A 23,313-nucleotide genomic window follows, 5' to 3' on the forward strand; every position below is an offset into this window, starting at 1 on the left:
TGGCCAAAAACCCCCTCTGCGACCTGTCCCCAGCGCCCCGCGTGATGTCCACTTTGATATTCCGAGTTTTTCGATGATCGAACTGCACGACTGGAACCTTTCCCCCACCGAGGCCATCGCGCTGCAGCGGCGCCTGGCCGGGCGAGTGGAGCGCGAGGATCGCCTGGAGGCGGTGAGCCGCATCGCCGGCGTGGATATCGGCTTCGAGCAGGGGGGCGAGATCACCCGCGCCGCGGTGGTGGTGCTGGCCTGGCCGCCGACGGGCGAGGGCGCCTTCGAGGTGGTCGAGCAGTCGCTACACCGCGAGCCGACGCGCATGCCCTACGTGCCGGGGCTGCTGTCGTTTCGCGAGGTGCCGGCGGCGCTCGCGGCCTTCGAGAGGCTCGTCACCCGGCCGCAGCTGGTGATGGTCGACGGCCAGGGCATCGCCCATCCACGCCGGCTGGGCGTGGCCAGCCACCTGGGGCTGTGGCTCGATCTGCCGACCATCGGCGTGGCCAAGAAACGGCTGTGCGGTCGCCACGACGAGCCGGGGCCGGAGCGGGGCGACGGCACGCCGCTGGTCGACAAGGGCCCCGACGGCGAGGAGACGATCGGCACGGTGCTGCGCTCGCGGCGGGGCGTGAAGCCGGTGTTCGTCTCGCCGGGGCATCGGCTGTCGCTGGCCTCGGCGCTCGACTGGACGCTGGCCTGCCTGGGGCGCACCAAGCTGCCGGAGCCGACGCGGCTGGCCGACCGGCTGGCCTCGAGGCGGGATCAGACACGGCGCTGAGCTTGCCATCCCTGGCCGGGCAGCCGACCATGGCGCCCCTTCCTTCTCTATCTGGATGCCCGACATGAGCGCTTCTGCCCCCAGCCCCCTTGCGGCCACCCGTGCCTGGGTCGAGACCTTCGTGGTCGGCCTCGAGGTGTGCCCCTTCGCCGGCCGCGAGGTGGCCCGCGACAGCATCCGCTACGTCGAGGTGGATGCCACCGATCCCGCGGCCGCGCTGATGAGGCTGATGGAGGAGTGCTGGCACCTCGACGAGCACGCCGGAACCGAGACCACGCTGATGGTGCTGAGCGAGGGGCTGGCGGACTTCGACGACTACCTGGATGCGCTGGGCATGGCCGAGGCGCTGCTGGAGGAGCAGGGCTACGAGGGCGTCTATCAGATCGCGAGCTTCCACCCGGACTATGAGTTCGAGGGCGAGGCCGAGGATTCGCCGCGCAACTTCACCAATCGCTCGCCCTGGCCGATGTGGCACCTGATCCGCGAGGCCGGGCTGGAGCGAGCGCTGGCTCACTACCCGGACCCCGAGGCCATCCCGGAGCGCAACGCGGCGCTGATGGAGCGCAGGGGGCACGACGCGCTGGCCGCCTCGCTGGCGGCGCTGCGCGGGGCATCGGGGCAGGGCTAGCTCCGATGCCCGTCGCGCTAGCCGCGCCTCAGACCACGTCCAGCGGTTCCTTGGCGAACGGGGCCGGGAATTCGGCCTCCAGGCGGTCTATGGCCTGGTCGTCGAGGGTGGCCTGGAGCACGGCGGCGTTGTCGCGGACGTGGTCGGGGTGGACGGCCTTGGGCGTGGCGATCAGGTCGCGCAGGCCGTCGACCGGGCGGATCGCCCAGGCCAGCAGCAGCTGGGCCGGCGTCAGGCCCTGCTCGGCGGCCAGGGCGTTGACCACCTGATTGCTGAGCGGGTCCTGCTGCAGTCGGCCGGCACGGGCCAGCGGGCAGTAGCCCATCAGCGGCATGCCCTGCTGGCGCTGCCAGGGACGCAGGGCGTGCTCGATGCCGCGCGAGCCCAGATGGTAGAGCACCTGGTTGACGGCGCAGTCGCTGCCGCCGGGGCGTGCGTAGAGGGTCTCCATGTCGTCGACGTCGAAGTTGGAGACGCCGAAGCGGCGGATCTTGCCGGCCTCGCGCAGCCGCTCGAAGGCCTCCAGGGTCTCGTCGATGGGGATGCCGCCGGGCCAGTGCAGCAGGTAGAGATCCAGGTGGTCGGTGCCCAGGCGCTCGAGGGTCGCCTCGCAGGCGGCGATGGCCGTGTCGCGGCCGGCGTTCCAGGGATAGACCTTGGAGACCAGGAAGGCCTCGTCGCGACGCCCGGCCAGGGCCTCGCCGACGACCTTCTCGGCGCCGCCGTCGGCGTACATCTCGGCGGTGTCGATCAGCGTCATGCCCAGGTCCAGGCCCAGCTGCAGGGCGCGGACCTCGTCGGCGCGGGAAGCGGGGCCTTCGCCCATGAACCAGGTGCCCTGACCGATGGCGGGCAGTTCCACGGCCGGCGCGTGAGCGGTGGCCGGCAGGGTGACGCGAGCGGGTTGTGTCATGGCGCTTCCTATCTTTTTTGTGCTGAAGACTCGCGTCCAGTCTGGAGATGCCGATCCCGCGGCGCAATCCGCCCTTGTGACACGGTGCTATCGTCCCCATGGTCTATCGTGTAGAGACGGAAATTCCGACCATCCAAGCGCAAGGAGTCGACATGAGCATCCAGAAGAACGGCAGCGCCGTCTGGCAGGGCGGCCTCAAGGACGGCAAGGGCACGGTATCCACCCAGAGCGGCACGCTGACCGAGGCGCCGTACAGCTTCGCCAAGCGCTTCGAGGACGAGTCCGGCGCCAACCCCGAGGAGCTGATCGGCGCCGCCCATGCCAGCTGCTACTCCATGGCGCTGTCGATGATCCTCGGCGAGGCGGGCTACACGCCGGATCGCATCGCCAGCCGCGCCACCGTCACCCTGGCGCCGGACGACAGCGGCTTCAGCATCAGCGCCGTGCATCTCGAGACCCGCGCCAGCGTGCCGGGCGCCGACGAGGCGGCCTTCCAGGACGCGGCCGAGAAGGCCAAGGCCGGCTGCCCGGTGTCGAAGCTGTTCAATGCCGAGATCACCCTGGACGCCAAGCTGGACTGAGGCGCCCGGCGCGATCCACCGAACCATAGACGCCAGTCAGCGAGGCCACCTTCGGGTGGCCTCGCGTCGTTTGGGCACCAGCCGAGCTGGCGGGGGAGATCAGCGCGCCCGGCGGGCGGCGTCCACCAGGGCGCGGATCAGCCGCTGCTGGGGGCGATTGAAGATCAGCCACTCCGGATGCCACTGCACGCCGATCAGGAAGTCGTGCTCGCGGGACTCGATGGCCTGCACCAGGCCGTCGCGGTCGCGGGCGACGATCTCGATGCCCTGGCCCGTCTCCTGCACCGCCTGGTGGTGCAGGCTGTTGATGCGACACCAGGTCACGCGGAGGATGCGGTAGAGCCGGCTGTCGCCGACGATGTCCACTGTCTTGCGCGGCAGCACGGTGCGCCGTCGCTTGAGCCCCTCGTTGGTGGTGTAGATGTCCGGGTCCAGGGTCCCGCCCTGGTGCACGTTGATCAGCTGGGCGCCGCGGCAGATGCCGAGCACCGGGGTGTCGGCGGGAATGAAGCGCTCGAGCAGCGCCAGCTCGAGCCGGTCGCGTTCGGGATCGACGCGCACGTCGAGCTGGATCTCGCCGCCGTAGTGGTGGGCCTCGATGTCGTCGCCGCCGCCGATGATCAGGCCATCGAGCGTCTCGGGCCGCGGGCGCGAGGGCGACAGCCGCAGCGGGCGGCCGCCGTGACGCCACACGGCGAACCAGTCGAACCACCAGGCGATGCGGCTCTTGCGGTCGGAGGTGGTGATGCCGATCAGCGGGCGCTGGCTCTGCCTCATGACTGCCCGAGCCTCCGGCGCAGCGATTGCCACAGCCGTACCGGCCAGGCCGGGCGGTGGCGGGCCAGATACTGGGCACCACGCTCGGCCAGCGTCTCCGGCGAGGCGGCCAGCGCCTCCACCTCGAGCCAGCGGTTCCACTCCTGGACGGCGCCCCAGCCGGACTCGGAGAGCTGGGCGTTGGGCAGCCGATAGTGATAGGTCGGCCGCGGCTTGACCAGGTGATCGCCGAGCAGCTCGTGGGGATGCTCGGGATGCAGGTGGGCGAACAGCGGCAGCAGGTCGAGCTCGCGATTGCGGGTCGGGTTGTACTCGAGATAGTCGTCGATCAGCGTCTCGAGGTCCGGTGCGTAGTCGGGATCGAGCACCTTGAGCGCATAGGGCCGCGGGAAGGGGTTGGCGTGGGGCAGCACTTCCCGGGTGATGTCGACCCGGATCTGCTCGCGCAGCCAGCGGGCGCTGAGCAGATAGGCGCGCAGATGGGCCAGCAGGCTCTCGACGTTAAGGCCCGGCGCCTCGGGATTGAGGTGCAGGCCGAAGCCGTAGAGCAGGCTGGCCTCGGTGCCCTTGGCGCCGCGCTGGCGCAGCGCCTCGAACAGCGCATCGAGCTGGTCGAGCTCGTCCCAGGGCACCGGCGGGCAGACGATCTCGGTGGGCACCAGGCCCGTGACCACATCGCCGATCAGCTCCCGGGTGCGCCGGTGGAACTCCTGGCGCATGCGCTCCCATTCGCTGTCCTTGCAGGCCTCGGGGTCGACGCGCTCGGCGTCCGGGTGGGCGTACTGGGTGTCCAGCTCGATGCCGAACTCGCCCCAGCGGGTGTCGGTGACCTTCAGGCGATGGGGGCTCAGCACCTCGACCTCGCCGCCGAACAGCTCCTTGACCAGGTCGGCGGTGTCTCGCGGCGGCAGGCCGGCGAACTCGATTTCGACTCCGACCCGGCGGGGCCTTCCCTCGGCATTGTCGGGTACGGGTGGCGGTTGCGGCGTCATGACGGCATCCTGTGTGACGGTATCGGCAGCCTAACATTGCTGCCAGGGATTCTGATATTGCGGTCACCCAACGTACGGAGACTCACGTTGCCACGCGCGCCTCGCCACTTTTCGTTCGCCCTGCGGGGCCTGCTGCTGCTCTCGCTGCTTCTTCTGCCGCTGATGGCGGCCGCCCAGTCGCTGCCGATCTCTGCCCTGGGCGGGGGCCAGGAGCAGGGCAGCGAACAGGAGCCCGATCCCGAGGCCCTGCAGCAGGCGCTCGATCGCATCATCACCACGCTGGAAGACGAGAACCGGCGCGACCAGCTGCTGCAGAGCCTGGAGTCGCTGCGCACCGCCAACAGCGAGGTGGCCGAGGAGGAAGGCATCGCCGGGCAGCAGGGGCTGCTGGGGGCGCTGGCCGACACCTTCAACGAGCTGGGCGAGCAGGCCGAGTCCGGCCGCTCGCCGTTCAACGACTGGCAGCGCCAGTTCCGCGAGGGCTGGACGGACTTCACCGAGCTGGTGGTGCGCACCGGCGACGGCGCGCTGCTCAACTTCGTGGTCGAGATGGCGGTGCTGGTCGGCATCTGGACCGGCCTGCTGGTGATCCTGATCGCGCTGGGGCGGCGGCTGGCGCAGCGGCGCGGCTGGCCGCTGGACCTGCCCCGCGAGCCCAAGGGGGCGCTGCTGGCGATCCACTTCCTGCGCCGCCTGCTGCCCTGGGGGCTGGCCTTCGTGCTGGCGCTGGGCGTGGCCCAGCTGGTGCCGGAGAGCGCCGGGCGCACCGGGGCGCTGGTGATCGCCTACATCTCGCTGTGCGGACGCACCCTGTCGGTGGTGGTGGAGACGGTGATCTCGGTGTTCACCCGCGGCCATCGCTTCGTGGCCGTGCAGATCCTCCAGCATCAGGCGCTGCGCCCGCTGTTCGTGATCGGCGCGCTGATCGCCCTGGGCGATGCGCTGAACTCCACGCGCATCACCGTGTCGCTCGGCCTCGACCTGGCCAACCTGCTGTCGGTGATCGCCAACGTGCTAGCGGCCTTGCTCAGCGGGCGCTTCGTGATCCGCTTCAAGCGCCCGATCACGCATCTGATCCGCAACCGCTCCTACAAGCACCGCCGCGACAGCAGCAGCGCCGCCGACATGGCCCGCACCGTGGGCGGGCTGTGGCACATTCCCGCCCTGTTGCTGGTGGGCGGCTCGTTGGTGGCGATCTTCGTCACCGGCGGCGACGTGGCCACGGCGCTGGCGCGCTCCATCGTCTCGGCGTCGCTGCTGGTGCTGACCCTGGTGGTGGCCGGGCTGATCCGCCGCCACTCCGAGCGCCGCACCAAGCGCCGCTTCCGTCGCGAGTATCGCCGCCGCCTGGAGCGCTTCGGCTACACCCTGGCCCACGTCGTCGCCTGGATCACCTTCGCCGAGCTGTTCCTGCAGGTGTGGGGCGGTTCGCTGATCGGCATCGGCCAGCAGGGCGTGGCCAGCGTGCGCATCGGCCAGGCGCTGCTCGGCATCGGCTTCACCGTGCTGCTGGCCTGGCTGGCCTGGATCTTCGCCGACACCGCCATCCAGCGGGCGCTGGCCTCCTCGGCGCGGGCCCGCGGACGGCGGGTCAACCAGGCCCGCGCCCAGACCATCACGCCGATGATCCGCAACATCATCTTCGCCACCATCGTGATCATCGCCTCCATCGTCGGGCTGGCCAACCTGGGCGTGAACGTCACGCCGCTGCTGGCCGGTGCCGGTGTGATCGGCCTGGCGATCGGCTTCGGCGCCCAGACCCTGGTGCAGGACCTGATCACCGGCATCTTCATCCTCATCGAGGACTCGCTGGCGGTGGAGGACTTCGTGCAGATCAACGGCCACATGGGCACCGTCGAGGGGCTGACGCTGCGCACCGTGAAGCTGCGCGACCTGGACGGCATCGTGCACATCATCACCTTCAGCCGCATCGACTCGATCCACAACATGTCGCGCCAGTTCGGCATCGCGCTGATGAAGATCCGCATTCCCTACGACATGAAGATCGACGACGCCATCTCGCTGATGCAGGAGACCGCCCAGTCGCTGCGCCAGGACCCGATGATGCGCCACTACATCTGGTCGCCGCTGGAGATGCAGGGCATCCACGCCTTCGAGGACGGCTGCCCGCTGTTGCGCATGCGTTTCCGCACCGCGCCGGAGATGCAGTGGGACGTGGCGCGCGCCTTCAACCTGCTGCTCAAGCGGCGCATGGAAGAGCAGGGCGTGGACCTGGGCGTGCCGCGCCTGAGCGTCAGCATGGAAGGGCATGGCGGCGGTCGGCTGGACGGCAGCGCCGACTGGGGCGAGCAGCACGATGCCGCCGGGCGCGAGCCCGGCGAGGCCGGCGTCGCCGATCCCCATCGCCAGACCAGCGCCAGCGGCGGCTCGCCCGATCCGGGCTAGGGCCCTCGCGGCCTCCGCTGCTCGAAGCGCGAGCCCGGCAAGGCCGGCGGTGTGCTAGCGTAAAGCCGGACGCCTCGGCCACGGCAGGCGCGCCGACGCGTGAGGCAGCCATGGGGCATCGGCGGCTGGCACCCGATCCTGATGCCAGGAGGAGAACATCATGCGAACGCTGATCCAGACATTGCTGGCGCCGGTGGTGTGGGTGGCCGACAAGCTCGGCACCCGCCGCGAGGTCGCCCGGGACGAGGCACAGCAGGCCGAGGTGGACGAGGCCTGCGAGGCGCTGGCGCTCTACCAGTTCTGGAGCGAGCCCGAGTGCATCCGCGTGCGCCGCGAGATCACCCGCCTGGGGCTCTCGATCGAGACCCGCGACGCCCGCCTCGACCCCGAACACGGCCAGACGCTGAAGGAGCAGGGCGGCAAGCTCCAGGTGCCGTGCCTCTACATCCGCGAGGCCTCCGGCGAGGAGCGCTGGCTCTATAACGCCCAGCGCATCATCGATTATCTGAGACGCCACTTCGGGGAGTAGGGCGGCGTGTTATCAGATGCGCCCAGCTTCAGCCTCTGTGCCCGCCACGGCTTGGCGTAGATCCTCAGCTAAATTAGTGGCAGGCTGAGGGTAAGGGCGTGATAGATGGAAGGCACGATGATCGGTCTCATTACACCCGATTTTCACTAATATTCATGAAAATCAGCGGGTTGAGCGAATCAGGCGCGCCGGATAACACGGATGAATGTGCCGGCGCGTGCAAGTCGTCAAACGTGCCGGCTATCTAATACCTGTTATAACTTGGTGATCGATGAGTAAGCTCTCAAAAGATGAAAAACGATCTATCGCCATGGCTGTGGTGGCTGGGATTGCTGGGTATGTAGTTTCAATGTTTACGTGTGAGGATGTGTTTCCTCGGTTCGGTGCGGTAATCGTTTGCGTTGGCGTTTTCTTTGCGACTCGTGGCTTTACATTGCGTATGGACACATTCGAGCCAGTCGCAGAGGAGATGAAAAGAAAGATCATTGATGACGGTCTTCATCTGCTCGAGAGTAGGCGAGGCGAAATATCAGACGAGAAGGTAGATGAGTCGAAAGCTGATTTCTTGAGGCAGGCAAAGAAAATAGACAATGAGGCTCGAAGAAAGATATATCGACTGAAATTGCGACTTCTCCGAGTCGAAAGCTCAATCGTTATAGTCGGGACGTTAATCTGGGCATTTGGCGACTGGATGATATATGGCGGATACCTTTTGTGTACGCAGTAGAATATAACTAGTCAAATCAAACCGCGGGTCTTGATTGCTGCATGTTCGAAAATTTACGCCGATATGCTTGTCGTTAAAACATGAGGGATCCAATGAAAGTTCTTTTGGTCGAGCTTGAGGGCGAGCAAATTCGAAAGGCCAAGGAAGCCAATGGTGCCCGCAAGAAAATTACTCATGCGGTCGTTTGCGGAGAATATGGTCAAATCTTTGGTACCGAGAAGCAGTGCAGGAAATACTATTCTGCATGGAGTAAAATATTTCCAAAGTTGTTCGGTGGCGGGAAGGAGGTCAAGGGATACGAGCCAGTCAGCTACGAGTCCACATTTGACCTTGTTAATGTCTTGATCGCGGCTCACGATTCCATTGGGAAGAAATCGGAGTCGCCTCGGGAATTGAGCACGCTGAACCCGAAACGGCCAAGAAAAAAGGGGCTTCTTGCGAGGTTGTTCGGAAAATGAGTTTTTGCTGGCGCTGCATTGCTAGGCAGCAATGCCGACTCATATTATAACACAGCGCTCAATGTGACTGGGTTCCGCTTCCTTCCACCCAGCACGTTAGCTCAGCATTATCAGCCCCAATTCTTCGAGGCTGATAACGGCCAGCACTGAATGCCGCTCTAAAGCGTCTCCTCCAGCAGCGTCAGCAGCCGCTTGTAGTGCAGCTCGTCGGCCTCCGTGTTGTATGAGGGTGCGTCCTTGGCGGTGAAGCCGTGCGCGGCGCCTCGGTAGAGCTCGGTGGTGAAGTGCACGCCGGCGCTGGCCAGGGCCTCGTCCAGGCGGGTGATCTGGTCGGCGGGCAGCAGCTCGTCCTTGTCGGCGTGGCCGAAGTAGACGCGGCCTGCGATGTTTCCTACCACGTTTATCGGCGCGTGCTCGTCGTCGGCCTTCGCCAGGTTGGCGGAGTGGAAGCCGGCCGCGGCGGCGATGCGCTCGGGGTGTTCCGCCGCCATGCGCAGCGCGAAGGCGCCGGTGAGGCAGTAGCCCACCACGGCGACCTTGCCTTCGGCGAATTCCGGCGCGGCGTCGAGGCCCGCGAGCCAGGCGGCGAAGTCGCGGGACTGCGCCTCGGGCGTCAGCTGGCCGGCGTAGCCGACCAGCGTCGGGCGCACGTCCGGGTCGCGGAACGACTGGCCCGCCGGCACGATCTCGCCGGCCGCGTCACGGTAGTAGATGTTGGGCATCAGCACGGCGTAGCCGGCGTCGGCGATGCGCTGGGCCTTCTCGCGATAGCAGGGGCGCAGGCCGCCGATATCGGTGAGCAGCACCACGGCCGGCAGCGGGCCGTCGGCGTTCTCGGGCGTGAAGACATGGGCGTCGATGGTGCCGTCGGCGGCGGGAAGGTCGAGGGCGCGGGACATGAGGGCTCCCTGGGTCGATTGAGGATGTCGCAGCGTCGGAGACGCGTACCTACCGAGACGCGACTCGGTTGCGGAAGTTCCTTTGAATCAGCCGGTTACTGCCCGCCGCCGATGGTCAGCCGCAGCGCCTGTAGGCCGCCGAGCTCGAGGCGGGTCTCCTCGGAAAACAGCGGGTGGCCGTGCACGGTCAGGTCGATGCCGGCGGCCGCGCCACGGTAGTGCACGTCGGCGGTGACCTCGGCCTCGGTGCCGAGCGGTGCCAGCACATCGTAGCTGACGCCATCCACTTCCACGGCGGTGAGGCCCATGTCGGTCAGCGTCTGGGTCACGTGTTTCTTCACGGCCATGCCGTAGGTGACGTAGAGCCCGCCGTAGGCCAGCGCGGCGATCACGATCAGGGAGAGAAGTCGGCCCATGGCGGGTTCCTCGTGTGGCGTGGGGTCAGATATGGGACCGGCGGCGCTGCCAGCCGCCCTCGCGAATCACGGGGCAGCCGGCGACGTCGCGATTGTAGAGATACAGCCAGGCCGGGCCGAAGGCGGTCGCGTGCACGACCCGGTCGTAGGTGCCGCTCGCCGGCTGGTGCACGCGGTAGTCCTCGAGCACGTCGAGCTCCTTGAGCCCCGCGACATCGACGCGGAACACCTCGATCTCGACGCCCATCGAGCGTTCGAGTCGGGCGCCGGGGTAGGGGCCGAGGTCGAACAGGGTGACGTCGGTGAGCACGTCCGCGCCCACGAACTCGGCGCCGTTCAGCCAGTGGTGATTGCGCAGGCCGCGTTTCAGGGTGCCGTAGACGGCGACCAGGGGCGTGCGCTCGATGGCGATGGCGGGGCTGTGCATAGGGCTGTCCCTTCTGCATTCGGCGGTCGGACAGTCTACCAAAACGCCCCGCACGATGGCGGGGCGTTGGTGCCTCACGATGAGGAGCGCCGGGGACAGGGCGTAGAGGGGGTTTTTGCCAGGGATGGCAAAAGTTAGCGCCCATGGATGGGATCACAGCGCCCCTCGGAGGCCTGTCCCCGGATCAGCTCCGAGGAAACAGAACCCTCAGTCCATCGCCGAGTCGCGGCCCAGGTTCTCGGGGCCGAAGGAGTCGGGCAGCAGCTGGTCCATGGTGTAGCGGCGCAGCAGCGTGCCCTGGGCGTCGACCACGCGGATCAGCGTCTCGGGGGTGGCGAACTCGCGGATGCGCTGGCGGCAGTCGCCGCAGGGCGTGCACAGGTGCTCGCCCGGGCCGATCACGTAGACCTCGCGCAGCTCGCGCTCGCCGGCGCTGGCCATGGTGGCGATGGCCGAGGCCTCGGCGCAGAGGCCCTTGTAGTGGGCCACCTCGACGTTGGCGCCGACGTAGCGGGTGCCGCTCTCGCTGACGATCAGTGCGCCCACCGGATGGTTCGAGTAGGGCGCGTAGGCGCGGTCGCGCACGCCGATCAGCGCCTCGACGATATCGGGCCGGACCTCGCTCATGCCTGGGCCTCCCGGGCGGCGTCGTCGCGCAGCACGCTGTCCAGGGCGACGGTCATCATCTCGTCGAAGGTGGTGGCGCGCTCGTCGCTGGAGAGCGAGTCGCCGCGCACGATGTGGTCGGAGACCGTGCAGATGGTGGCGGCTCGGGCGCCGAACTCGGCGGCCACGCCATAGAGGCCGGCGGCCTCCATTTCCACGCCGACGATGCCGTAGCGGCGCATCAGGTCGATCATCTCGGGGCGCGGGTCGTAGAACAGGTCCGCCGAGAAGATGTTGCCGACCTTGACCGGCACGCCCTGCGCCGCGGCGGCGTCCACCGCGTGGCGGGTCAGCTCGAAGTCGGCGATGGCGGCGAAGTCGTTGCCGAGGAAGCGGGTGCGGTTGACGCCGGAGTCGGTGCAGGCGCCCTGGCCGATGACGACGTCGCGCACCTTCACGTCGTCGCGCACCGCGCCGCAGGAGCCGACGCGGATCAGGCTCTTCACGCCGAACTCGGTGATCAGCTCCTTGGCGTAGATCGACACCGAGGGGATGCCCATGCCGTGGCCCATCACCGAGATCTCGCGGCCCTTGTAGGTGCCGGTGTAGCCATACATGTTGCGCACGTCGTTCACCTGACGGGCGTTGTCGAGGAAGGTCTCGGCGATGTACCTGGCGCGCAGCGGGTCGCCGGGCATCAGCACGGTGTCGGCGAAGTCGCCGCGTTCGGCCTTGATATGCGGGGTGGCCATGTTCGGTCTCCTTGGTCTTTGATCCGAGTGTCGTCGGCCCGGGGCTCGGCGGGCCGGGGCCTGGTCGGACCTCGATTAACTTGCCGGCAGGAAGCTCGTGCCGTCGTCCATGGGCGCCAGGCCGAGGTGCGCGGCCAGGCTCTGGCCGATGTCGGCGAAGCTCTCGCGCACGCCCAGCGAGCCGGGCGCGAGGCCGGCGCCGCTGGCCAGCACCGGGATGTGCTCGCGGGTGTGGTCGCTGCCGGGCCAGGTCGGATCGCAGCCGTGGTCGGCGGTGAGGATCAGCAGGTCGTCGTCCTCGAGGCGCGCCAGCAGCTCGGGCAGGCGGGCGTCGAAGGCCTCCAGGGCGGCGGCGTAGCCGGCCACGTCGCGGCGGTGGCCGTAGACCATGTCGAAGTCGACGAAGTTGGTCATGATCAGCGAGCGGTCGCCGGCCTCGGCCATCGCATCCAGGGTGGCGTCGAACAGGGCGTCGTGGCCGCTGGCCTTGATGGTGCGCGAGATGCCGCAGTGGGCGTAGATGTCGGCGATCTTGCCGATCGCCACCACCTCGCCGCCGTCGTCGTGCAGCTTCTGCAGCACCGTGGGCGCGGGTGGCTCGACGCTGTAGTCGCGGCGGTTGGCGGTGCGGGCGAAGTCGTCGGCGCTCTCGCCCGTGAAGGGCCGCGCGATCACCCGGCCGATGTTGTAGGGCTCGAGCAGCCGGCGGGCGGTCTCGCACAGCGCATAGAGGCGCTCGAGGCCGAAGGCGTCCTCGTGGGCGGCGATCTGGAACACCGAGTCGGCCGAGGTGTAGACGATCGGCTTGCCGCTGGCGACGTGCTCCTCGCCGAGCCGGGCGATGATCTCGGTGCCGGAGGCGTGGCAGTCGCCGATCACGCCGGGCAGGTCGGCCTCGCGCACCAGCGCCTCGAGCAGCTCGGGCGGGAAGCTGTGCTCGCGGTCGCTGAAGTAGCCCCACTCGAAGCGCACCGGCACGCCGGCGATCTCCCAGTGGCCGGAGGGCGTGTCCTTGCCGGAGGAGATTTCCCTGGCCACGCCGTAGGCGCCGTCGACGCCCTGCGGCGGGGTGACGCCGGCGGCCCAGGCGCCGGTGCTCTCGTGGTGGGCGTGGAACAGTCCCAGCCGGCCGAGGTTCGGCAGCGCGAGGGGGTCGCGCGTGGTCGAATCGGCGCACTCCCGGGCGATATGGCCCAGGGTGTCGGCGCCGGCGTCGCCGAAGGCCTCGGCGTCCGGAGTGGCGCCGAGGCCGAAGGAATCGAGAACGAGCACGATGGCGCGGGTCATGGGACCTCCCGACGGATGGTGTCCTGGATCAGTGGTGGCGCGGGGCAGGGCGCATCGGCAAGCGACATGGCGTCGCTTAGCTTACGTTCGGCGCGCTCGGCGTCGGCCTCGCTGCGGGCGTGGATGCGCGCCAGCGGCTGGCCGGCGGCGACGGCCGTGCCCAGCTCGGCGATGTCGCTCAGGCCGACGGCCGGGTCGATGGCGTCCGTCGGATGACGACGCCCGCCGCCGAGCTCGACCACCGCCATGCCCACGTTACGGGTGTCGATGGCGCCGAGATGGCCCGCGCGCGCGGCGCGGACCTCGCGCACCACCGGCGCGGCGGGCAGGTGGGCGTCGGCGCGCTCGAGCAGGTCGCTCGGGCCGCCGAGGCCGGCGACCATGCGGGCGAAGCGCTCGGCGGCGGCGCCGGAGGCCAGCCGCTCGTCGAGCCGGGTGAGCGCCGCGTCGCGGTCGGCGGCCAGGCCGCCGGCCAGCAGCATCTCCGCGGCCAGGGTGCGGGTGACCTCGAGCAGGCGGCCGCCGCGGCGCTCCCCGGTCAGCACCGCCAGCGCCTCGCGCACCTCCACGGCGTTGCCGGCGCAGGGCGCCAGCGGCTGGCTCATGTCGGTCAGCAGCGCGGTGGTCGGCGTGCCGGCGCGGCTCGCCACCGTGGCGATGGCCTCGGCCAGCTCGCGGGAGGCCTCCGGCGTGGGCATGAAGGCGCCGCTGCCGACCTTGACGTCCATCACCAGGGCGTCGAGGCCGCAGGCGAGCTTCTTGCCCAGGATCGAGGCCACGATCAGCGGCAGCGACTCCACGGTGGCGGTGACGTCGCGCACCGCGTAGAGGCGCTTGTCGGCCGGGGCCAGGCTGCCGGTCTGGCCGATGATCGCCACGCCCGCGTCCTTCACCAGGCGGCGGAAGGTGGCGGTGTCCGGGGTGACCGAATAGCCGGGGATGGCCTCGAGCTTGTCGAGGGTGCCGCCGGTGTGGCCGAGGCCGCGCCCGGAGATCATCGGCACATGGCCGCCGCAGGCGGCGATCCAGGGGCCGAGCACCAGCGAGACCAGATCGCCGACGCCGCCGGTGGAGTGCTTGTCGAGCACCGGGCCGGGCAGGTCGAGCCCGGACCAGTCGAGCACCTCGCCGGAGTCGCGGGTGGCCTCGGTGAGCGCCACCGTCTCGGCGTCGTCCATGCCCTGCAGGGTGATGGCCATGGCCAGGGCGCCGACCTGGGCGTCCGACAGGCCGCCGTCGGCGATGCCGGAAACCAGCTCGCGGATGGCGTCGGGCGGCAGCGGCCGCCCGTCGCGCTTGGTGCGAATGGCTTCCTGGGGAAGCATCAGTAGTCGTCCTCGTCGCCGTCGGCGGCCGGGGCGTCGAAGGCGCCGAGGTTCATCAGCAGGTCGTCGAGCAGGCCGGAGGCGCCGAAGCGGAAGTGGGCCGGGGAGATCCAGCCGGCGCCCATGATGCGCTCGGCGAGCTGCAGGTAGGCCGCGGCATCCTCGGTGGTGCGCACGCCGCCGGCGGCCTTGAAGCCGATGTCGCGGCCGCTGTCGCGGATCACCTCGAGCAGGATCTCGGCGGCTTCCAGGGTGGCGTTGACCTCGACCTTGCCGGTGGAGGTCTTGAGGAAGTCGGCGCCGCCTTCCACGGCCAGCTCGGCGGCGCGGCGGATCAGCGCCGGATCCTTCAGCTCGCCGGTCTCGAGGATGACCTTGAGGGTGGCGTCGCCGCAGGCGGCCTTGCTCATCTCGACCAGGTCCTGGCAGACGCCTTCGTCGCCGGCCATCAGCGCGCGGTAGGGGAAGACCACATCGACCTCGTCGGCGCCGGAGGCCACGGCCTCGCGGGTGGCGCGGGCGGCGCGCATGACGTCGTCGCCGCCGTCGGGGAAGTTGGTGACGGTGGCGATCTTGACGCTGTCGTTCAGGCGGTGGGCGGTCAGCGCACGGCGGGCCGGGACGATGAACTGCGGGTAGATGCAGATCGCCGCCGGGTTGCCCATCGGCGTCTTGGCGCGCTGACACAGGCCTTCGACGGTGGCATCGGTGTCGTCGTCGTTGAGGCTGGTGAGGTCCAGCAGCGGCAGGGCCTGGCGGGCAACGCGTTGCAGATCGGTCATGTCGGGGTCCTGTAGGAAAGGGGCCTGGAGTAAGAATGACACCGCGGCCGAGCGGGCCGCGGTGTCGCCGGTTCATGCCCCGAGGGCGATGAAGAAGCCGGCAAGGGTAGCGGACATCAGGTTGGAAAGGGTACCCGCGAGCACGGCCTTGAGGCCCAGGCGGGCGATATCGTGGCGCCGGCTGGGGGCGATGGTGCCGAGGCCGCCGAGCAGGATGGCGATCGACGACAGGTTGGCGAAGCCGCACAGGGCGAAGGACAGGATGGCCGCGGAGTGGTCGGACAGCGCCTCGCCGGTGGCCGCGACCATCTGGTCGCCGCTCAGGTAGGGGGCGAGGTTGATATAGGCGACGAACTCGTTGACCACCAGCTTCTGGCCGATGAAGGAGCCGGCCAGGGTGGCCTCGCTCCAGGGCACGCCGAGCAGGAAGGCCAGCGGCGAGAACAGCCAGCCGAGCAGCAGCTCGAGGCTCAGCGAGTCGAAGCCGAACCAGCCGCCGATGCCGCCGAGGATGCCGTTGAGCAGCGCGATCAGGCCGATGAAGGCCAGCAGCATGGCGCCGACGTTGGCCGCCAGCATCAGGCCGGAGCTGGCGCCGGAGGCGGCGGCGTCGAGCACGTTGCTGGGATGGTTCTCTTCCTCGTCGAGGCGCTCCTCGGCGGCGGAGACGCTGTCCTCGGGTTCCTCGGTCTCGGGCAGCAGCAGCTTGGCGAACAGCAGCCCGCCCGGGGCGGACATGAAGGAGGCGGCCACCAGGTATTCCATGGGAATGCCCAGCGCGGCATAGCCGGCCATGACCGAGCCGGCCACCGAGGCCAGGCCGCCGCACATCACCGCGAACAGCTGCGATTGGGTCATCTTGGCGATGAAGGGCCGCACCACCAGCGGGGCCTCGGTCTGGCCGACGAAGATGTTGGCGGTGGCCGAGAGCGACTCGGTGCGCGAGGTGCCCAGCGCCTTCTGCAGCGCGCCGCCGAGGATGCGGATCACCCACTGCATGATGCCCAGGTAGTAGAGCACCGCGGTCAGCGAGGAGAAGAAGATGATGATCGGCAGCACCTTGACGGCGAAGATGAAGCCGGAGGACTCGGCGTTGGCCAGGCCGCCGAACACGAACTCGATGCCGTCGTTGGCGTAGAGCACCACCTGACTGACGGCCTCGGAGATGGTGGCGAGCACGTCCTGCCCGGCCGGCACGTAGAGCACGAAGGCGCCGATGCCGGCCTGGATGGCGAAGGCGCCGCCCACGGTGCGCAGGCGGATCGCGCGGCGATTGCTGGAGAAGAGCACGGCGATGGCGATCAGCGTCGCGATACCGATCAGGCTCATGAGCAAGGTCATGGGGATGTCCTTGTGGTTGATGGCAGAGGCGCGCGCGTCGCGCCTCGAGGCCGGCGATGGGTCAAGAGGCGCGGCAGGTTACAGGAAGTTGACCTTGAGGGTATAGATCATCGCATTCTGGTAGTCATCGGCGGTGCCCAGCTTGTTGTTCGAGTAGCGATACTGCACGCCGGTGGTGATCTCCTCGATCGGGTGCCACCACAGCGCCACGGCGCCGTTGGTGCCCAGCTCGCCGGCCGGGCCGTTGACGTAGTTCTCGCGCAGGTATTCGTCGTCGCGCTCGAAGGTCTGCTCGTGCCAGTTGGTCAGGCTGAAGGCCTCGCCGAAGGCCTGGAAGTCGTAGCCCAGCACCCAGCCGGCCATGTAGCCGTTCTCGCCGCTGTAGGCGCCGCTCCCGCTCTCGACCCAGGCCTTGCCGATGAACGGCTTGAACCACAGGCCTCCCGCGAAGGTGTGGCGATAGCCGAAGCCGGCCACGCGATCCTGCTCCTCGCTATCGTAACCGTAGTCGCGGAAATCGTAGACGTGGAAGTACAGCGAGAAGGGCGTGTCGCCGAGATAGAGGTGCGAGGTGACCTTGGCGGCGCTGCGGCGGTTGTCGCGGCCGTCTTCCTCGCTGGTCTCGTTCTGCGGGTTCTCGAAGTCGTAGAAGCCGTAGAATTCGCCCCAGTCGAAGCCGACGCCGCCTTCGAGCTCGAGGTAGAAGAAGTCGCCCTTGGCGGCGTTGGTCGCGGTGCGCTCTTCGGTGCCGTCGGACCAGTCGAGGTAGTTGACCGAGACGTTGGCGAACGACCACTGCGGGCTGAGGGCCGAGGCGGCGTCATCGGATGCGACGGCGGGCAGGGCGGTGGCGCCCAGCAGCAGGCCGGCCAGGGAGACGCTGTGACGGGGAGCGAGGGAAATCGGCATGGGGAGTCGGCTCTCTGAATGTTGTTGGTCGCGGTTGTTGTCGGGTGAGGCGCCGGGGGCGCGCCAGGCTGTCGCTCACGTCGACTGGGGGCATGGGCCCGGTCATGACGGGCGAACGGGATGGCGAGCGGCGTGTTTGTTATTTGGGTAACATGACTATGTTATTTTAATCACATTTGGCGTCGCAACCCCCGGCATGCGGGAGCGATGCGGATTCAGGGAGCCGATACGGCGAACGCCGCTTCGGAGTGTGAAACAGGGCGAAGAGGGAGAGGCGTTGAACGAACGAAGTGAAGGGCGGCTGCTGCGCCTGCAGCGGGCGCTGGGGCAGGGCGGCAGCCTGCGCCTGGCCGAGGCGGCGGCGCTGTGCGAGGTGTCGGAGATGACCATTCGCCGGGACCTGGCGGGCTCGGACGGCAGCCTGGTGCTGATCGGCGGCCATCTGATGCTGGCCAGCGATCCGCGCCACGCGCCGGTCTACGACCTGGCCGTGCAGCGCGACCGCAACGCCGAGGCCAAGCGGCGGCTGTGCCAGCGGGCGCTGGCGACCCTGGAGGAGGGCGACACCCTGTTCATCGACTGCGGCACGACCCTGACGCCGCTGGCGGCCGGCCTGCCCGACGACATGTCGCTGACGGTGGTGACCTATGCGCTCAACATCGCCGAGGCGGTGAGCAAGCGCCCCGGGGTGCGGCTGTGGCTGCTGGGCGGGGGCTACCACGCCTCGTCGTGCTCGTTCTCCAGCGACGACATCGGCGAGACGATCCGCGGCTTCGGCCTCAACAAGGCGTTCCTGACCGCCGCCGGCGTGGACGAGCGCCAGGGACTGAGCTGCTTCCACTTCCACGAGGTGGCGCCTAAGCAGGCTGCCATCGCCACCGCCCAGCGGCGGTTCCTGGTGGTGGACGACAGCAAGCGGGGGCTGGTGCGCCCGGCGCGCTTTGCCGGCCTCGAGGAGGTCGACGAGGTGATCGCCGAGCAGTGGCTCGACGACTGACGGCGCGGGCGGCACCGAGACTTGTCCGCGGTCAAGGTCGGGCGGCGGGGAGTTGCTATGTTGAGAGGGCGAGGGCTGGCCTCGCGTCGATCTTCACCGCCTTGGAGGTATTGCCATGCGCGCCGCAGATGTCATGACGCCCCATGTGATCACCGTGTCGCCGGACAGCGAGGTGCGCGAGATCGCCAGCCTGCTGCTGGAGCACGGCATCAGCGCCGTGCCGGTCGTCGACGAGGACGAGCGGGTGCTGGGCATCGTCAGCGAGGGCGACCTGATTCGCCGCGCCGAGGACGATCGGCGCGACAAGGCCTGGTGGCTGCGCATGTTCGAGGTCGGCGATCCCGGCGAATACGTCAAGACCCATGGCCGGCTGGCGCATGAGATCATGACCCGCGAGCCGGTCACCATCGACGAGAGCCTGCCGGTGCAGGAGATCGCGCGGCTGCTCGAGAAGCGACGCATCAAGCGGGTGCCGGTGGTGCGCGACGGCCGGCTGGTGGGTATCGTCAGCCGGGCCAATCTGCTGCGCGGCTTCTCGGTGGCGGACCCCGGCGTCGCGGCCAGCGTCGAGGATCGCGAGATTCGCGATGCGATTCTCGAGGAAGTGGAACAACACACCGGGGTGATGGTCGAGCGGCTCAACGTCATCGTCAGCGAGGGGCGGGTTCAGCTGTGGGGGCTGGTCGACAGCCAGGAACAGCGCCTCGCCGTGCAGGTGGCGGCGGAAAATGCCCGCGGCACTCGCTCGGTGGAGAACCACATCGGCTTCATGCCGCGCGGCATGGGCGGCTACTGAGGCATTCATCGATGTCGCCGCGCTCTTCCTGACGGCGACCCGGGCCTTCCCTGGCGCGCCGGCCCGATGGCCCGATGGCCGGTGCGACAGGCTGCGGCAAATCGTCCCTTTCCTCCTTTCCTCGTTTACTACACAATACGTTCCCCGCGGCCGGACCCTTTCTCGCGAGCCCCATAGCGGCGTTCGCGGGGGTTTGGCCATGAGTGAGCCGAGCCCTTTCCACGATGGTTAGCCTTTGCTGCGGTCATGGGTCAACCGGCGCAGGACAGGTCTCGGTTTTGTGTAGCGTGCTTGCTACAAGTCAGCAGGATTTATCCTGTCGCCAAGCCTGACGAGGTCGAAACATGAATCGAACTCCCCCCCTGCGCAAGCTCGGAGTCTTGCTGCTGGCGGTGCTGCCCCTGGTGTTGGCAGGGTGCAGCTCGGCGCTGCTGGACCCCAAGGGCCAGATCGGGGAAGAACAGCGGACCCTGATCCTCACGTCCTTCGGTCTGATGCAGATCGTGGTCATTCCCGTGATCGTGATGACGCTGCTCTTCGCCTGGCGCTATCGCCGCAGTAACCGCGAAGCCTCCTATCGTCCGGATTGGCACCATTCCAATCTGATCGAGGCGGTGGTGTGGTTCATCCCCTGTGTGATCATCGTGTTCCTGGCCGCCCTGACCTGGTACACCTCGCACAGCCTTGATCCGCACAAGCCCATCGAGCCGACCGCAGAGCAGCAAGAGCCGATCGAGATCCAGGCGGTGTCGCTGGACTGGAAATGGCTGTTCATCTACCCCGAGCAGGGCATCGCCACCGTCAACGAGCTGGCCTTCCCTGAAGATACCCCGGTGCGCTTCCGTGTCACCTCGGGCTCTGTGATGAACTCGTTCTTCATCCCGCGTCTGGGCAGTCAGATCTATGCCATGGCCGGCATGGACAACGACGTCCACCTGGTCGCCGAAGAACCGGGTGTCTACCCGGGCCGCTCCACCAACTACAGTGGTGCCGGCTTCTCGGGCATGACCTTCGACGCCCACGTGGGTTCCGAGGAAGACTTCGACGCCTGGGTCGCCAAGGTCCGCGAGTCGTCCGAGTCCCTGACCTACCCCGCGGAATACAACGAGCTCGCTGCGCCTTCCGAGGACAACGAGATCGAGTACTTCTCCGAGGTATCCCCCTCTCTCTACGAGAGCATCATCAAGAGCTTCCTTGCCGGCGGCGACCATGAAGAACGCATGGCCGAATACGCCGACAGCTACGCCGAAGGCTTCGGTCACGGCGGTCACGGCGCTGGTCATGGCGACGATCACGGCGCATCGGCCGAGTCTCACGGCACGTCCATGAGCGCGGAGGCAGCGGAGTAAATCATGTTCGGAAAACTCAGCCTAGAGGCGATCCCGACGCACGATCCCATCATCATGACGACCATTACCGGTATCGTCCTGGGTGGGCTCGTGGTGATGGCCGCCATCACCTACTTCAAGAAGTGGGGCTATCTGTGGAACGAGTGGGTCACCTCCGTCGACCACAAGAAGCTCGGTATCATGTACTTCATCGTGGCGCTGGTGATGCTGCTGCGCGGCTTCGCCGATGCGATCATGATGCGCTCCCAGCTGGCCATGGCGTCGGCCGGGGCCGAGGGCTTCCTGCCGCCCTCGCACTATGATCAGATCTTCACCGCCCACGGCGTGATCATGATCTTCTTCGTCGCCATGCCCATGGTCATCGGCCTGATGAACCTGGTGGTGCCGCTGCAGATCGGCGCTCGCGACGTGGCCTTCCCGTTCCTGAACAACCTGAGCTTCTGGCTGTTCGCGGCGGGTGTGATCCTGGTCAACGTGTCGCTGTTCGCCGGTGAGTTCGCCAAGACCGGCTGGCTGGCGTATGCGCCACTATCGGGGCTCGACTACAGTCCCGGCGTCGGCGTGGATTACTGGATCTGGGCGTTGCAGATATCGGGTATCGGCACGACCCTGACCGGCATCAACTTCTTCGTCACCATCCTGAAGATGCGCACCAAGGGCATGACCCTGTTCCGGATGCCCATCTTCACCTGGACCTCGCTGTGCGCGAATGTCCTGATCATCGCCTCGTTCCCGATCCTGACCGCCACCATCGCGCTGCTGACGCTGGATCGCTACCTGGGGATGAACTTCTTCACCACCGATCTCGGTGGCAACATGATGATGTACGTCAACCTCATCTGGGCCTGGGGCCATCCTGAGGTGTACATCCTGATCCTGCCGGCCTTCGGCGTGTTCTCCGAGGTCATCGCGACCTTCGCACGCAAGCGTCTGTTCGGCTACAACACCATGGTATGGGCGACCGTCGCCATCACCGTGCTGTCGTTCATCGTCTGGCTGCACCACTTCTTCACCATGGGCGCGGGCGCCAACGTCAATGCCTTCTTCGGCATCATGACGATGATCATCGCCATCCCCACCGGCGTGAAGATCTTCAACTGGCTGTTCACCATGTACCGCGGCCGGATCGAGTTCACCTCGCCGGTGCTGTGGACCCTGGGCTTCATCATCACCTTCTCCCTCGGTGGCATGACCGGTGTGATGCTGTCCATTCCGGCGGCCAACTTCGTGCTGCACAACAGCCTGTTCGTCATCGCCCACTTCCACAACGTCATCATCGGCGGCGTGGTGTTCGGCATGCTGGCGGGCCTGACCTACTGGTTCCCGAAGGCCTTCGGCTTCACCCTCAACGAGAAGTGGGGCAAGCGCTCCTTCTGGTGCTGGCTGGTCGGTTTCTACGTCGCCTTCGTGCCGCTGTACGTGCTGAGCTTCTTCGGTGCCGTGCGTCGCATGCAGTCCTACGACAACGGTGACTGGCAGCCGCTGATGATCGTGGCCTGGGTCGGTGCGCTGATCATCGCCGCCGGTATCGCCTGCACCCTGATCCAGTTCTACGTCAGCATCCGCGACCGCAAGCAGAACCAGGACGTCACCGGCGATCCCTGGGATGCGCGCACCCTCGAGTGGGCCACTTCCTCACCGGCGCCGTTCTACAACTTCGCGCATCTGCCGGACATCAACGGCATCGATGACTACTGGGCGAAGAAAGACAGCAACGGTGGCAAGCCGCCGCTGTCCGAGGGGCCGTATCAGGACATCCACATGCCCAAGAACACCTGGGAAGGTCCGGTGCTGGGTGGGCTGTCGACCGCCTTCGGTTTCGCCCTGGTGTGGCACATCTGGTGGCTGGCCATCGTCAGCGGCATCGGCATGTTCGTGGTCTTCCTGGCGCGTGTCTTCCGCGAGGACGTGGACTACTACGTGCCCGCCGCGGAAGTCGAGCGCATCGAGCGCGAGCATCGTCAGCGCGTCGAGCGTGACGTTCAGCCGTCTTCATCCTATGCATCCCAGGCAGGGGGGCAGGCCTAAATGTCTACTGATACCCTGAGCAACCACGGGGATCATGCTCACGAGCACGATCACCATGACGCCGCAGGCACCAAGGTCTTCGGTTTCTGGGTCTACCTGATGAGCGACCTGATCATCTTCGGGTCGTTGTTCGCCACCTACGCCGTGCTCCTCCGGGGCACGGCCGATGGTCCGACCCCCGCGGAGATCGTCGACCTGCCGCTGATCCTGATCAGCACCTTCCTGCTGCTGGTGAGTAGTTTCACCTATGGCATGGCGGTGCTGGCGATGAACGCCGATCAGGTGAACAAGGTGAAGGCATGGCTGGCCGTGACCTTCCTGCTGGGCGCGGGCTTCATCGGCCTGGAGCTCTACGAGTTCCACCACCTGATCCACCTCGGCTTCGGCCCGGATCGCAGCGCCTTCCTGTCGGCCTTCTTCACCCTGGTCGGCACCCACGGCCTGCACGTGACCTTCGGCCTGATCTGGATCCTGGTGATGCTGGTCCAGCTGCAGAAGAAGGGGCTGACCGAGATGACGCGCCCGCGGATCATGTGCCTGAGCCTGTTCTGGCACTTCCTGGATATCGTCTGGATCTGCGTCTTCTCCTTCGTCTACCTGATGGGAGCCCTGTGAT

At 67.5% G+C, this 23,313-nt stretch carries 24 protein-coding genes; 11 read left to right on the plus strand and 13 right to left on the minus strand.

The window, feature by feature from the left end:
• Nucleotides 1-73 precede the first annotated feature (73 nt).
• Nucleotides 74-772: a deoxyribonuclease V gene (gene nfi, locus ACGTNF_RS00525; RefSeq protein ID WP_394599931.1), complete on the plus strand. Its 699-nt coding sequence runs from the start codon at nucleotides 74-76 to the stop codon at nucleotides 770-772.
• Nucleotides 773-836: 64 nt separating this feature from the next.
• On the plus strand, nucleotides 837-1,400 hold the full coding sequence (locus ACGTNF_RS00530) for a DUF1415 domain-containing protein (RefSeq protein ID WP_016855554.1): 564 nt from the start codon (nucleotides 837-839) through the stop codon (nucleotides 1,398-1,400).
• Between the two features lie 28 nt (nucleotides 1,401-1,428).
• On the opposite strand, the gene ACGTNF_RS00535 is transcribed toward ACGTNF_RS00530, so the two are convergent.
• Nucleotides 1,429-2,313, minus strand: coding sequence for an aldo/keto reductase (locus ACGTNF_RS00535; RefSeq protein ID WP_394599932.1), 885 nt, complete (start codon nucleotides 2,311-2,313; stop codon nucleotides 1,429-1,431).
• A gap of 152 nt (nucleotides 2,314-2,465) precedes the next feature.
• Between ACGTNF_RS00535 and ACGTNF_RS00540 the strand changes: the two genes are divergently transcribed.
• Nucleotides 2,466-2,894 (plus strand): OsmC family protein, encoded by a 429-nt coding sequence (locus ACGTNF_RS00540; RefSeq protein ID WP_016856636.1) that lies wholly within the window; start codon nucleotides 2,466-2,468, stop codon nucleotides 2,892-2,894.
• 99 nt (nucleotides 2,895-2,993) lie between these two features.
• Here the strand turns inward: ACGTNF_RS00540 and ACGTNF_RS00545 are convergent, their stop codons facing one another.
• Nucleotides 2,994-3,671, minus strand: coding sequence for a gamma-glutamyl-gamma-aminobutyrate hydrolase (locus tag ACGTNF_RS00545; protein ID WP_016856635.1), 678 nt, complete (start codon nucleotides 3,669-3,671; stop codon nucleotides 2,994-2,996).
• Nucleotides 3,668-4,663: an amidoligase family protein gene (locus tag ACGTNF_RS00550; protein WP_394599934.1), complete on the minus strand. Its 996-nt coding sequence runs from the start codon at nucleotides 4,661-4,663 to the stop codon at nucleotides 3,668-3,670. The genes ACGTNF_RS00545 and ACGTNF_RS00550 overlap by 4 nt, the downstream gene beginning before the upstream one ends.
• Nucleotides 4,664-4,825: 162 nt before the next feature.
• Here ACGTNF_RS00550 and ACGTNF_RS00555 point away from each other — a divergent pair, with 162 nt between their 5' ends.
• The 3 genes from ACGTNF_RS00555 (at nucleotide 4,826) to ACGTNF_RS00565 (ending at nucleotide 8,783) form a co-directional block, all read left to right on the plus strand.
• A complete protein-coding gene (locus ACGTNF_RS00555; protein WP_394600527.1) occupies nucleotides 4,826-7,069 on the plus strand; it encodes a mechanosensitive ion channel family protein in 2,244 nt (747 codons plus the stop codon).
• Nucleotides 7,070-7,229: 160 nt separating this feature from the next.
• Nucleotides 7,230-7,598: a glutaredoxin family protein gene (locus ACGTNF_RS00560; RefSeq protein ID WP_394599935.1), complete on the plus strand. Its 369-nt coding sequence runs from the start codon at nucleotides 7,230-7,232 to the stop codon at nucleotides 7,596-7,598.
• 819 nt (nucleotides 7,599-8,417) lie between these two features.
• Nucleotides 8,418-8,783: a hypothetical protein gene (locus ACGTNF_RS00565; RefSeq protein WP_394599936.1), complete on the plus strand. Its 366-nt coding sequence runs from the start codon at nucleotides 8,418-8,420 to the stop codon at nucleotides 8,781-8,783.
• Nucleotides 8,784-8,941: 158 nt separating this feature from the next.
• On the opposite strand, the gene ACGTNF_RS00570 is transcribed toward ACGTNF_RS00565, so the two are convergent.
• The 10 genes from ACGTNF_RS00570 to ACGTNF_RS00615 form a co-directional block, all read right to left on the minus strand.
• Nucleotides 8,942-9,682, minus strand: a complete 741-nt coding sequence (locus ACGTNF_RS00570) for a dienelactone hydrolase family protein (protein ID WP_394599937.1) — start codon at nucleotides 9,680-9,682, stop codon at nucleotides 8,942-8,944.
• A gap of 95 nt (nucleotides 9,683-9,777) precedes the next feature.
• Nucleotides 9,778-10,098 (minus strand): hypothetical protein, encoded by a 321-nt coding sequence (locus ACGTNF_RS00575; RefSeq protein WP_394599938.1) that lies wholly within the window; start codon nucleotides 10,096-10,098, stop codon nucleotides 9,778-9,780.
• A gap of 25 nt (nucleotides 10,099-10,123) precedes the next feature.
• The gene (locus tag ACGTNF_RS00580) at nucleotides 10,124-10,525 is read right to left on the minus strand and encodes a gamma-glutamylcyclotransferase family protein (RefSeq protein ID WP_394599939.1); all 402 of its coding nucleotides are present in this window, start codon (nucleotides 10,523-10,525) and stop codon (nucleotides 10,124-10,126) included.
• Nucleotides 10,526-10,732: 207 nt separating this feature from the next.
• Nucleotides 10,733-11,152 (minus strand): cytidine deaminase, encoded by a 420-nt coding sequence (gene cdd, locus ACGTNF_RS00585; RefSeq protein ID WP_394599940.1) that lies wholly within the window; start codon nucleotides 11,150-11,152, stop codon nucleotides 10,733-10,735.
• On the minus strand, nucleotides 11,149-11,883 hold the full coding sequence (deoD, locus tag ACGTNF_RS00590) for a purine-nucleoside phosphorylase (protein WP_016856626.1): 735 nt from the start codon (nucleotides 11,881-11,883) through the stop codon (nucleotides 11,149-11,151). Before deoD ends, cdd begins: the two co-directional genes overlap by 4 nt.
• A gap of 75 nt (nucleotides 11,884-11,958) precedes the next feature.
• A complete protein-coding gene (locus tag ACGTNF_RS00595; protein ID WP_394599942.1) occupies nucleotides 11,959-13,170 on the minus strand; it encodes a phosphopentomutase in 1,212 nt (403 codons plus the stop codon).
• Nucleotides 13,167-14,495, minus strand: coding sequence for a thymidine phosphorylase (deoA, locus tag ACGTNF_RS00600; RefSeq protein WP_394599943.1), 1,329 nt, complete (start codon nucleotides 14,493-14,495; stop codon nucleotides 13,167-13,169). The genes ACGTNF_RS00595 and deoA overlap by 4 nt, the downstream gene beginning before the upstream one ends.
• Nucleotides 14,495-15,277: a deoxyribose-phosphate aldolase gene (gene deoC / locus ACGTNF_RS00605; protein ID WP_152478450.1), complete on the minus strand. Its 783-nt coding sequence runs from the start codon at nucleotides 15,275-15,277 to the stop codon at nucleotides 14,495-14,497. Before deoC ends, deoA begins: the two co-directional genes overlap by 1 nt.
• Nucleotides 15,278-15,349: 72 nt before the next feature.
• Entirely contained in the window at nucleotides 15,350-16,618 is a 1,269-nt protein-coding gene (locus tag ACGTNF_RS00610) for a NupC/NupG family nucleoside CNT transporter (RefSeq protein WP_394599944.1), read from the minus strand.
• Between the two features lie 78 nt (nucleotides 16,619-16,696).
• A complete protein-coding gene (locus ACGTNF_RS00615; RefSeq protein ID WP_394599945.1) occupies nucleotides 16,697-17,527 on the minus strand; it encodes an outer membrane protein OmpK in 831 nt (276 codons plus the stop codon).
• Between the two features lie 277 nt (nucleotides 17,528-17,804).
• Between ACGTNF_RS00615 and ACGTNF_RS00620 the strand changes: the two genes are divergently transcribed.
• From ACGTNF_RS00620 to ACGTNF_RS00640, 5 genes are all read left to right on the plus strand, one after another.
• Nucleotides 17,805-18,524 (plus strand): DeoR family transcriptional regulator, encoded by a 720-nt coding sequence (locus tag ACGTNF_RS00620; RefSeq protein ID WP_394599946.1) that lies wholly within the window; start codon nucleotides 17,805-17,807, stop codon nucleotides 18,522-18,524.
• A gap of 115 nt (nucleotides 18,525-18,639) precedes the next feature.
• Complete coding sequence (locus ACGTNF_RS00625) at nucleotides 18,640-19,320, plus strand: CBS domain-containing protein (protein ID WP_394599947.1); 681 nt, start codon at nucleotides 18,640-18,642, stop codon at nucleotides 19,318-19,320.
• Nucleotides 19,321-19,664: 344 nt separating this feature from the next.
• Nucleotides 19,665-20,669 carry a ubiquinol oxidase subunit II gene (gene cyoA, locus ACGTNF_RS00630; RefSeq protein ID WP_394599948.1) on the plus strand — a complete coding sequence of 335 codons (1,005 nt, stop codon included), beginning with the start codon at nucleotides 19,665-19,667 and terminating at the stop codon, nucleotides 20,667-20,669.
• Nucleotides 20,670-20,672: 3 nt separating this feature from the next.
• Nucleotides 20,673-22,697, plus strand: a complete 2,025-nt coding sequence (gene cyoB, locus ACGTNF_RS00635) for a cytochrome o ubiquinol oxidase subunit I (protein WP_394599949.1) — start codon at nucleotides 20,673-20,675, stop codon at nucleotides 22,695-22,697.
• Complete coding sequence (locus ACGTNF_RS00640) at nucleotides 22,698-23,312, plus strand: cytochrome o ubiquinol oxidase subunit III (protein WP_394599950.1); 615 nt, start codon at nucleotides 22,698-22,700, stop codon at nucleotides 23,310-23,312. It abuts the gene before it with no gap.
• Nucleotide 23,313: the final 1 nt, after the last annotated feature.

This window comes from Halomonas sp. B23F22_10, assembly GCF_043496975.1.
In the GTDB taxonomy this organism is placed as follows: domain Bacteria; phylum Pseudomonadota; class Gammaproteobacteria; order Pseudomonadales; family Halomonadaceae; genus Halomonas; species Halomonas smyrnensis.

What these genes read in the sequence shown, in the direction of transcription:
- ACGTNF_RS00550 (WP_394599934.1), bottom strand. Translation starts at nt 4,663, where the DNA reads ATGACGCCGCAACCGCCACCCGTACCCGACAATGCCGAGGGAAGGCCC.
- ACGTNF_RS00610 (WP_394599944.1), bottom strand. Translation starts at nt 16,618, where the DNA reads ATGACCTTGCTCATGAGCCTGATCGGTATCGCGACGCTGATCGCCATC.
- ACGTNF_RS00560 (WP_394599935.1), top strand. Translation starts at nt 7,230, where the DNA reads ATGCGAACGCTGATCCAGACATTGCTGGCGCCGGTGGTGTGGGTGGCC.
- ACGTNF_RS00570 (WP_394599937.1), bottom strand. Translation starts at nt 9,682, where the DNA reads ATGTCCCGCGCCCTCGACCTTCCCGCCGCCGACGGCACCATCGACGCC.
- ACGTNF_RS00625 (WP_394599947.1), top strand. Translation starts at nt 18,640, where the DNA reads ATGCGCGCCGCAGATGTCATGACGCCCCATGTGATCACCGTGTCGCCG.
- cdd (WP_394599940.1), bottom strand. Translation starts at nt 11,152, where the DNA reads ATGAGCGAGGTCCGGCCCGATATCGTCGAGGCGCTGATCGGCGTGCGC.
- ACGTNF_RS00530 (WP_016855554.1), top strand. Translation starts at nt 837, where the DNA reads ATGAGCGCTTCTGCCCCCAGCCCCCTTGCGGCCACCCGTGCCTGGGTC.
- deoD (WP_016856626.1), bottom strand. Translation starts at nt 11,883, where the DNA reads ATGGCCACCCCGCATATCAAGGCCGAACGCGGCGACTTCGCCGACACC.
- cyoB (WP_394599949.1), top strand. Translation starts at nt 20,673, where the DNA reads ATGTTCGGAAAACTCAGCCTAGAGGCGATCCCGACGCACGATCCCATC.
- ACGTNF_RS00555 (WP_394600527.1), top strand. Translation starts at nt 4,826, where the DNA reads ATGGCGGCCGCCCAGTCGCTGCCGATCTCTGCCCTGGGCGGGGGCCAG.
- ACGTNF_RS00595 (WP_394599942.1), bottom strand. Translation starts at nt 13,170, where the DNA reads ATGACCCGCGCCATCGTGCTCGTTCTCGATTCCTTCGGCCTCGGCGCC.
- ACGTNF_RS00545 (WP_016856635.1), bottom strand. Translation starts at nt 3,671, where the DNA reads ATGAGGCAGAGCCAGCGCCCGCTGATCGGCATCACCACCTCCGACCGC.
- ACGTNF_RS00580 (WP_394599939.1), bottom strand. Translation starts at nt 10,525, where the DNA reads ATGCACAGCCCCGCCATCGCCATCGAGCGCACGCCCCTGGTCGCCGTC.
- ACGTNF_RS00615 (WP_394599945.1), bottom strand. Translation starts at nt 17,527, where the DNA reads ATGCCGATTTCCCTCGCTCCCCGTCACAGCGTCTCCCTGGCCGGCCTG.
- ACGTNF_RS00535 (WP_394599932.1), bottom strand. Translation starts at nt 2,313, where the DNA reads ATGACACAACCCGCTCGCGTCACCCTGCCGGCCACCGCTCACGCGCCG.
- ACGTNF_RS00540 (WP_016856636.1), top strand. Translation starts at nt 2,466, where the DNA reads ATGAGCATCCAGAAGAACGGCAGCGCCGTCTGGCAGGGCGGCCTCAAG.
- ACGTNF_RS00640 (WP_394599950.1), top strand. Translation starts at nt 22,698, where the DNA reads ATGTCTACTGATACCCTGAGCAACCACGGGGATCATGCTCACGAGCAC.
- cyoA (WP_394599948.1), top strand. Translation starts at nt 19,665, where the DNA reads ATGAATCGAACTCCCCCCCTGCGCAAGCTCGGAGTCTTGCTGCTGGCG.
- ACGTNF_RS00575 (WP_394599938.1), bottom strand. Translation starts at nt 10,098, where the DNA reads ATGGGCCGACTTCTCTCCCTGATCGTGATCGCCGCGCTGGCCTACGGC.
- nfi (WP_394599931.1), top strand. Translation starts at nt 74, where the DNA reads ATGATCGAACTGCACGACTGGAACCTTTCCCCCACCGAGGCCATCGCG.
- deoA (WP_394599943.1), bottom strand. Translation starts at nt 14,495, where the DNA reads ATGCTTCCCCAGGAAGCCATTCGCACCAAGCGCGACGGGCGGCCGCTG.
- deoC (WP_152478450.1), bottom strand. Translation starts at nt 15,277, where the DNA reads ATGACCGATCTGCAACGCGTTGCCCGCCAGGCCCTGCCGCTGCTGGAC.
- ACGTNF_RS00565 (WP_394599936.1), top strand. Translation starts at nt 8,418, where the DNA reads ATGAAAGTTCTTTTGGTCGAGCTTGAGGGCGAGCAAATTCGAAAGGCC.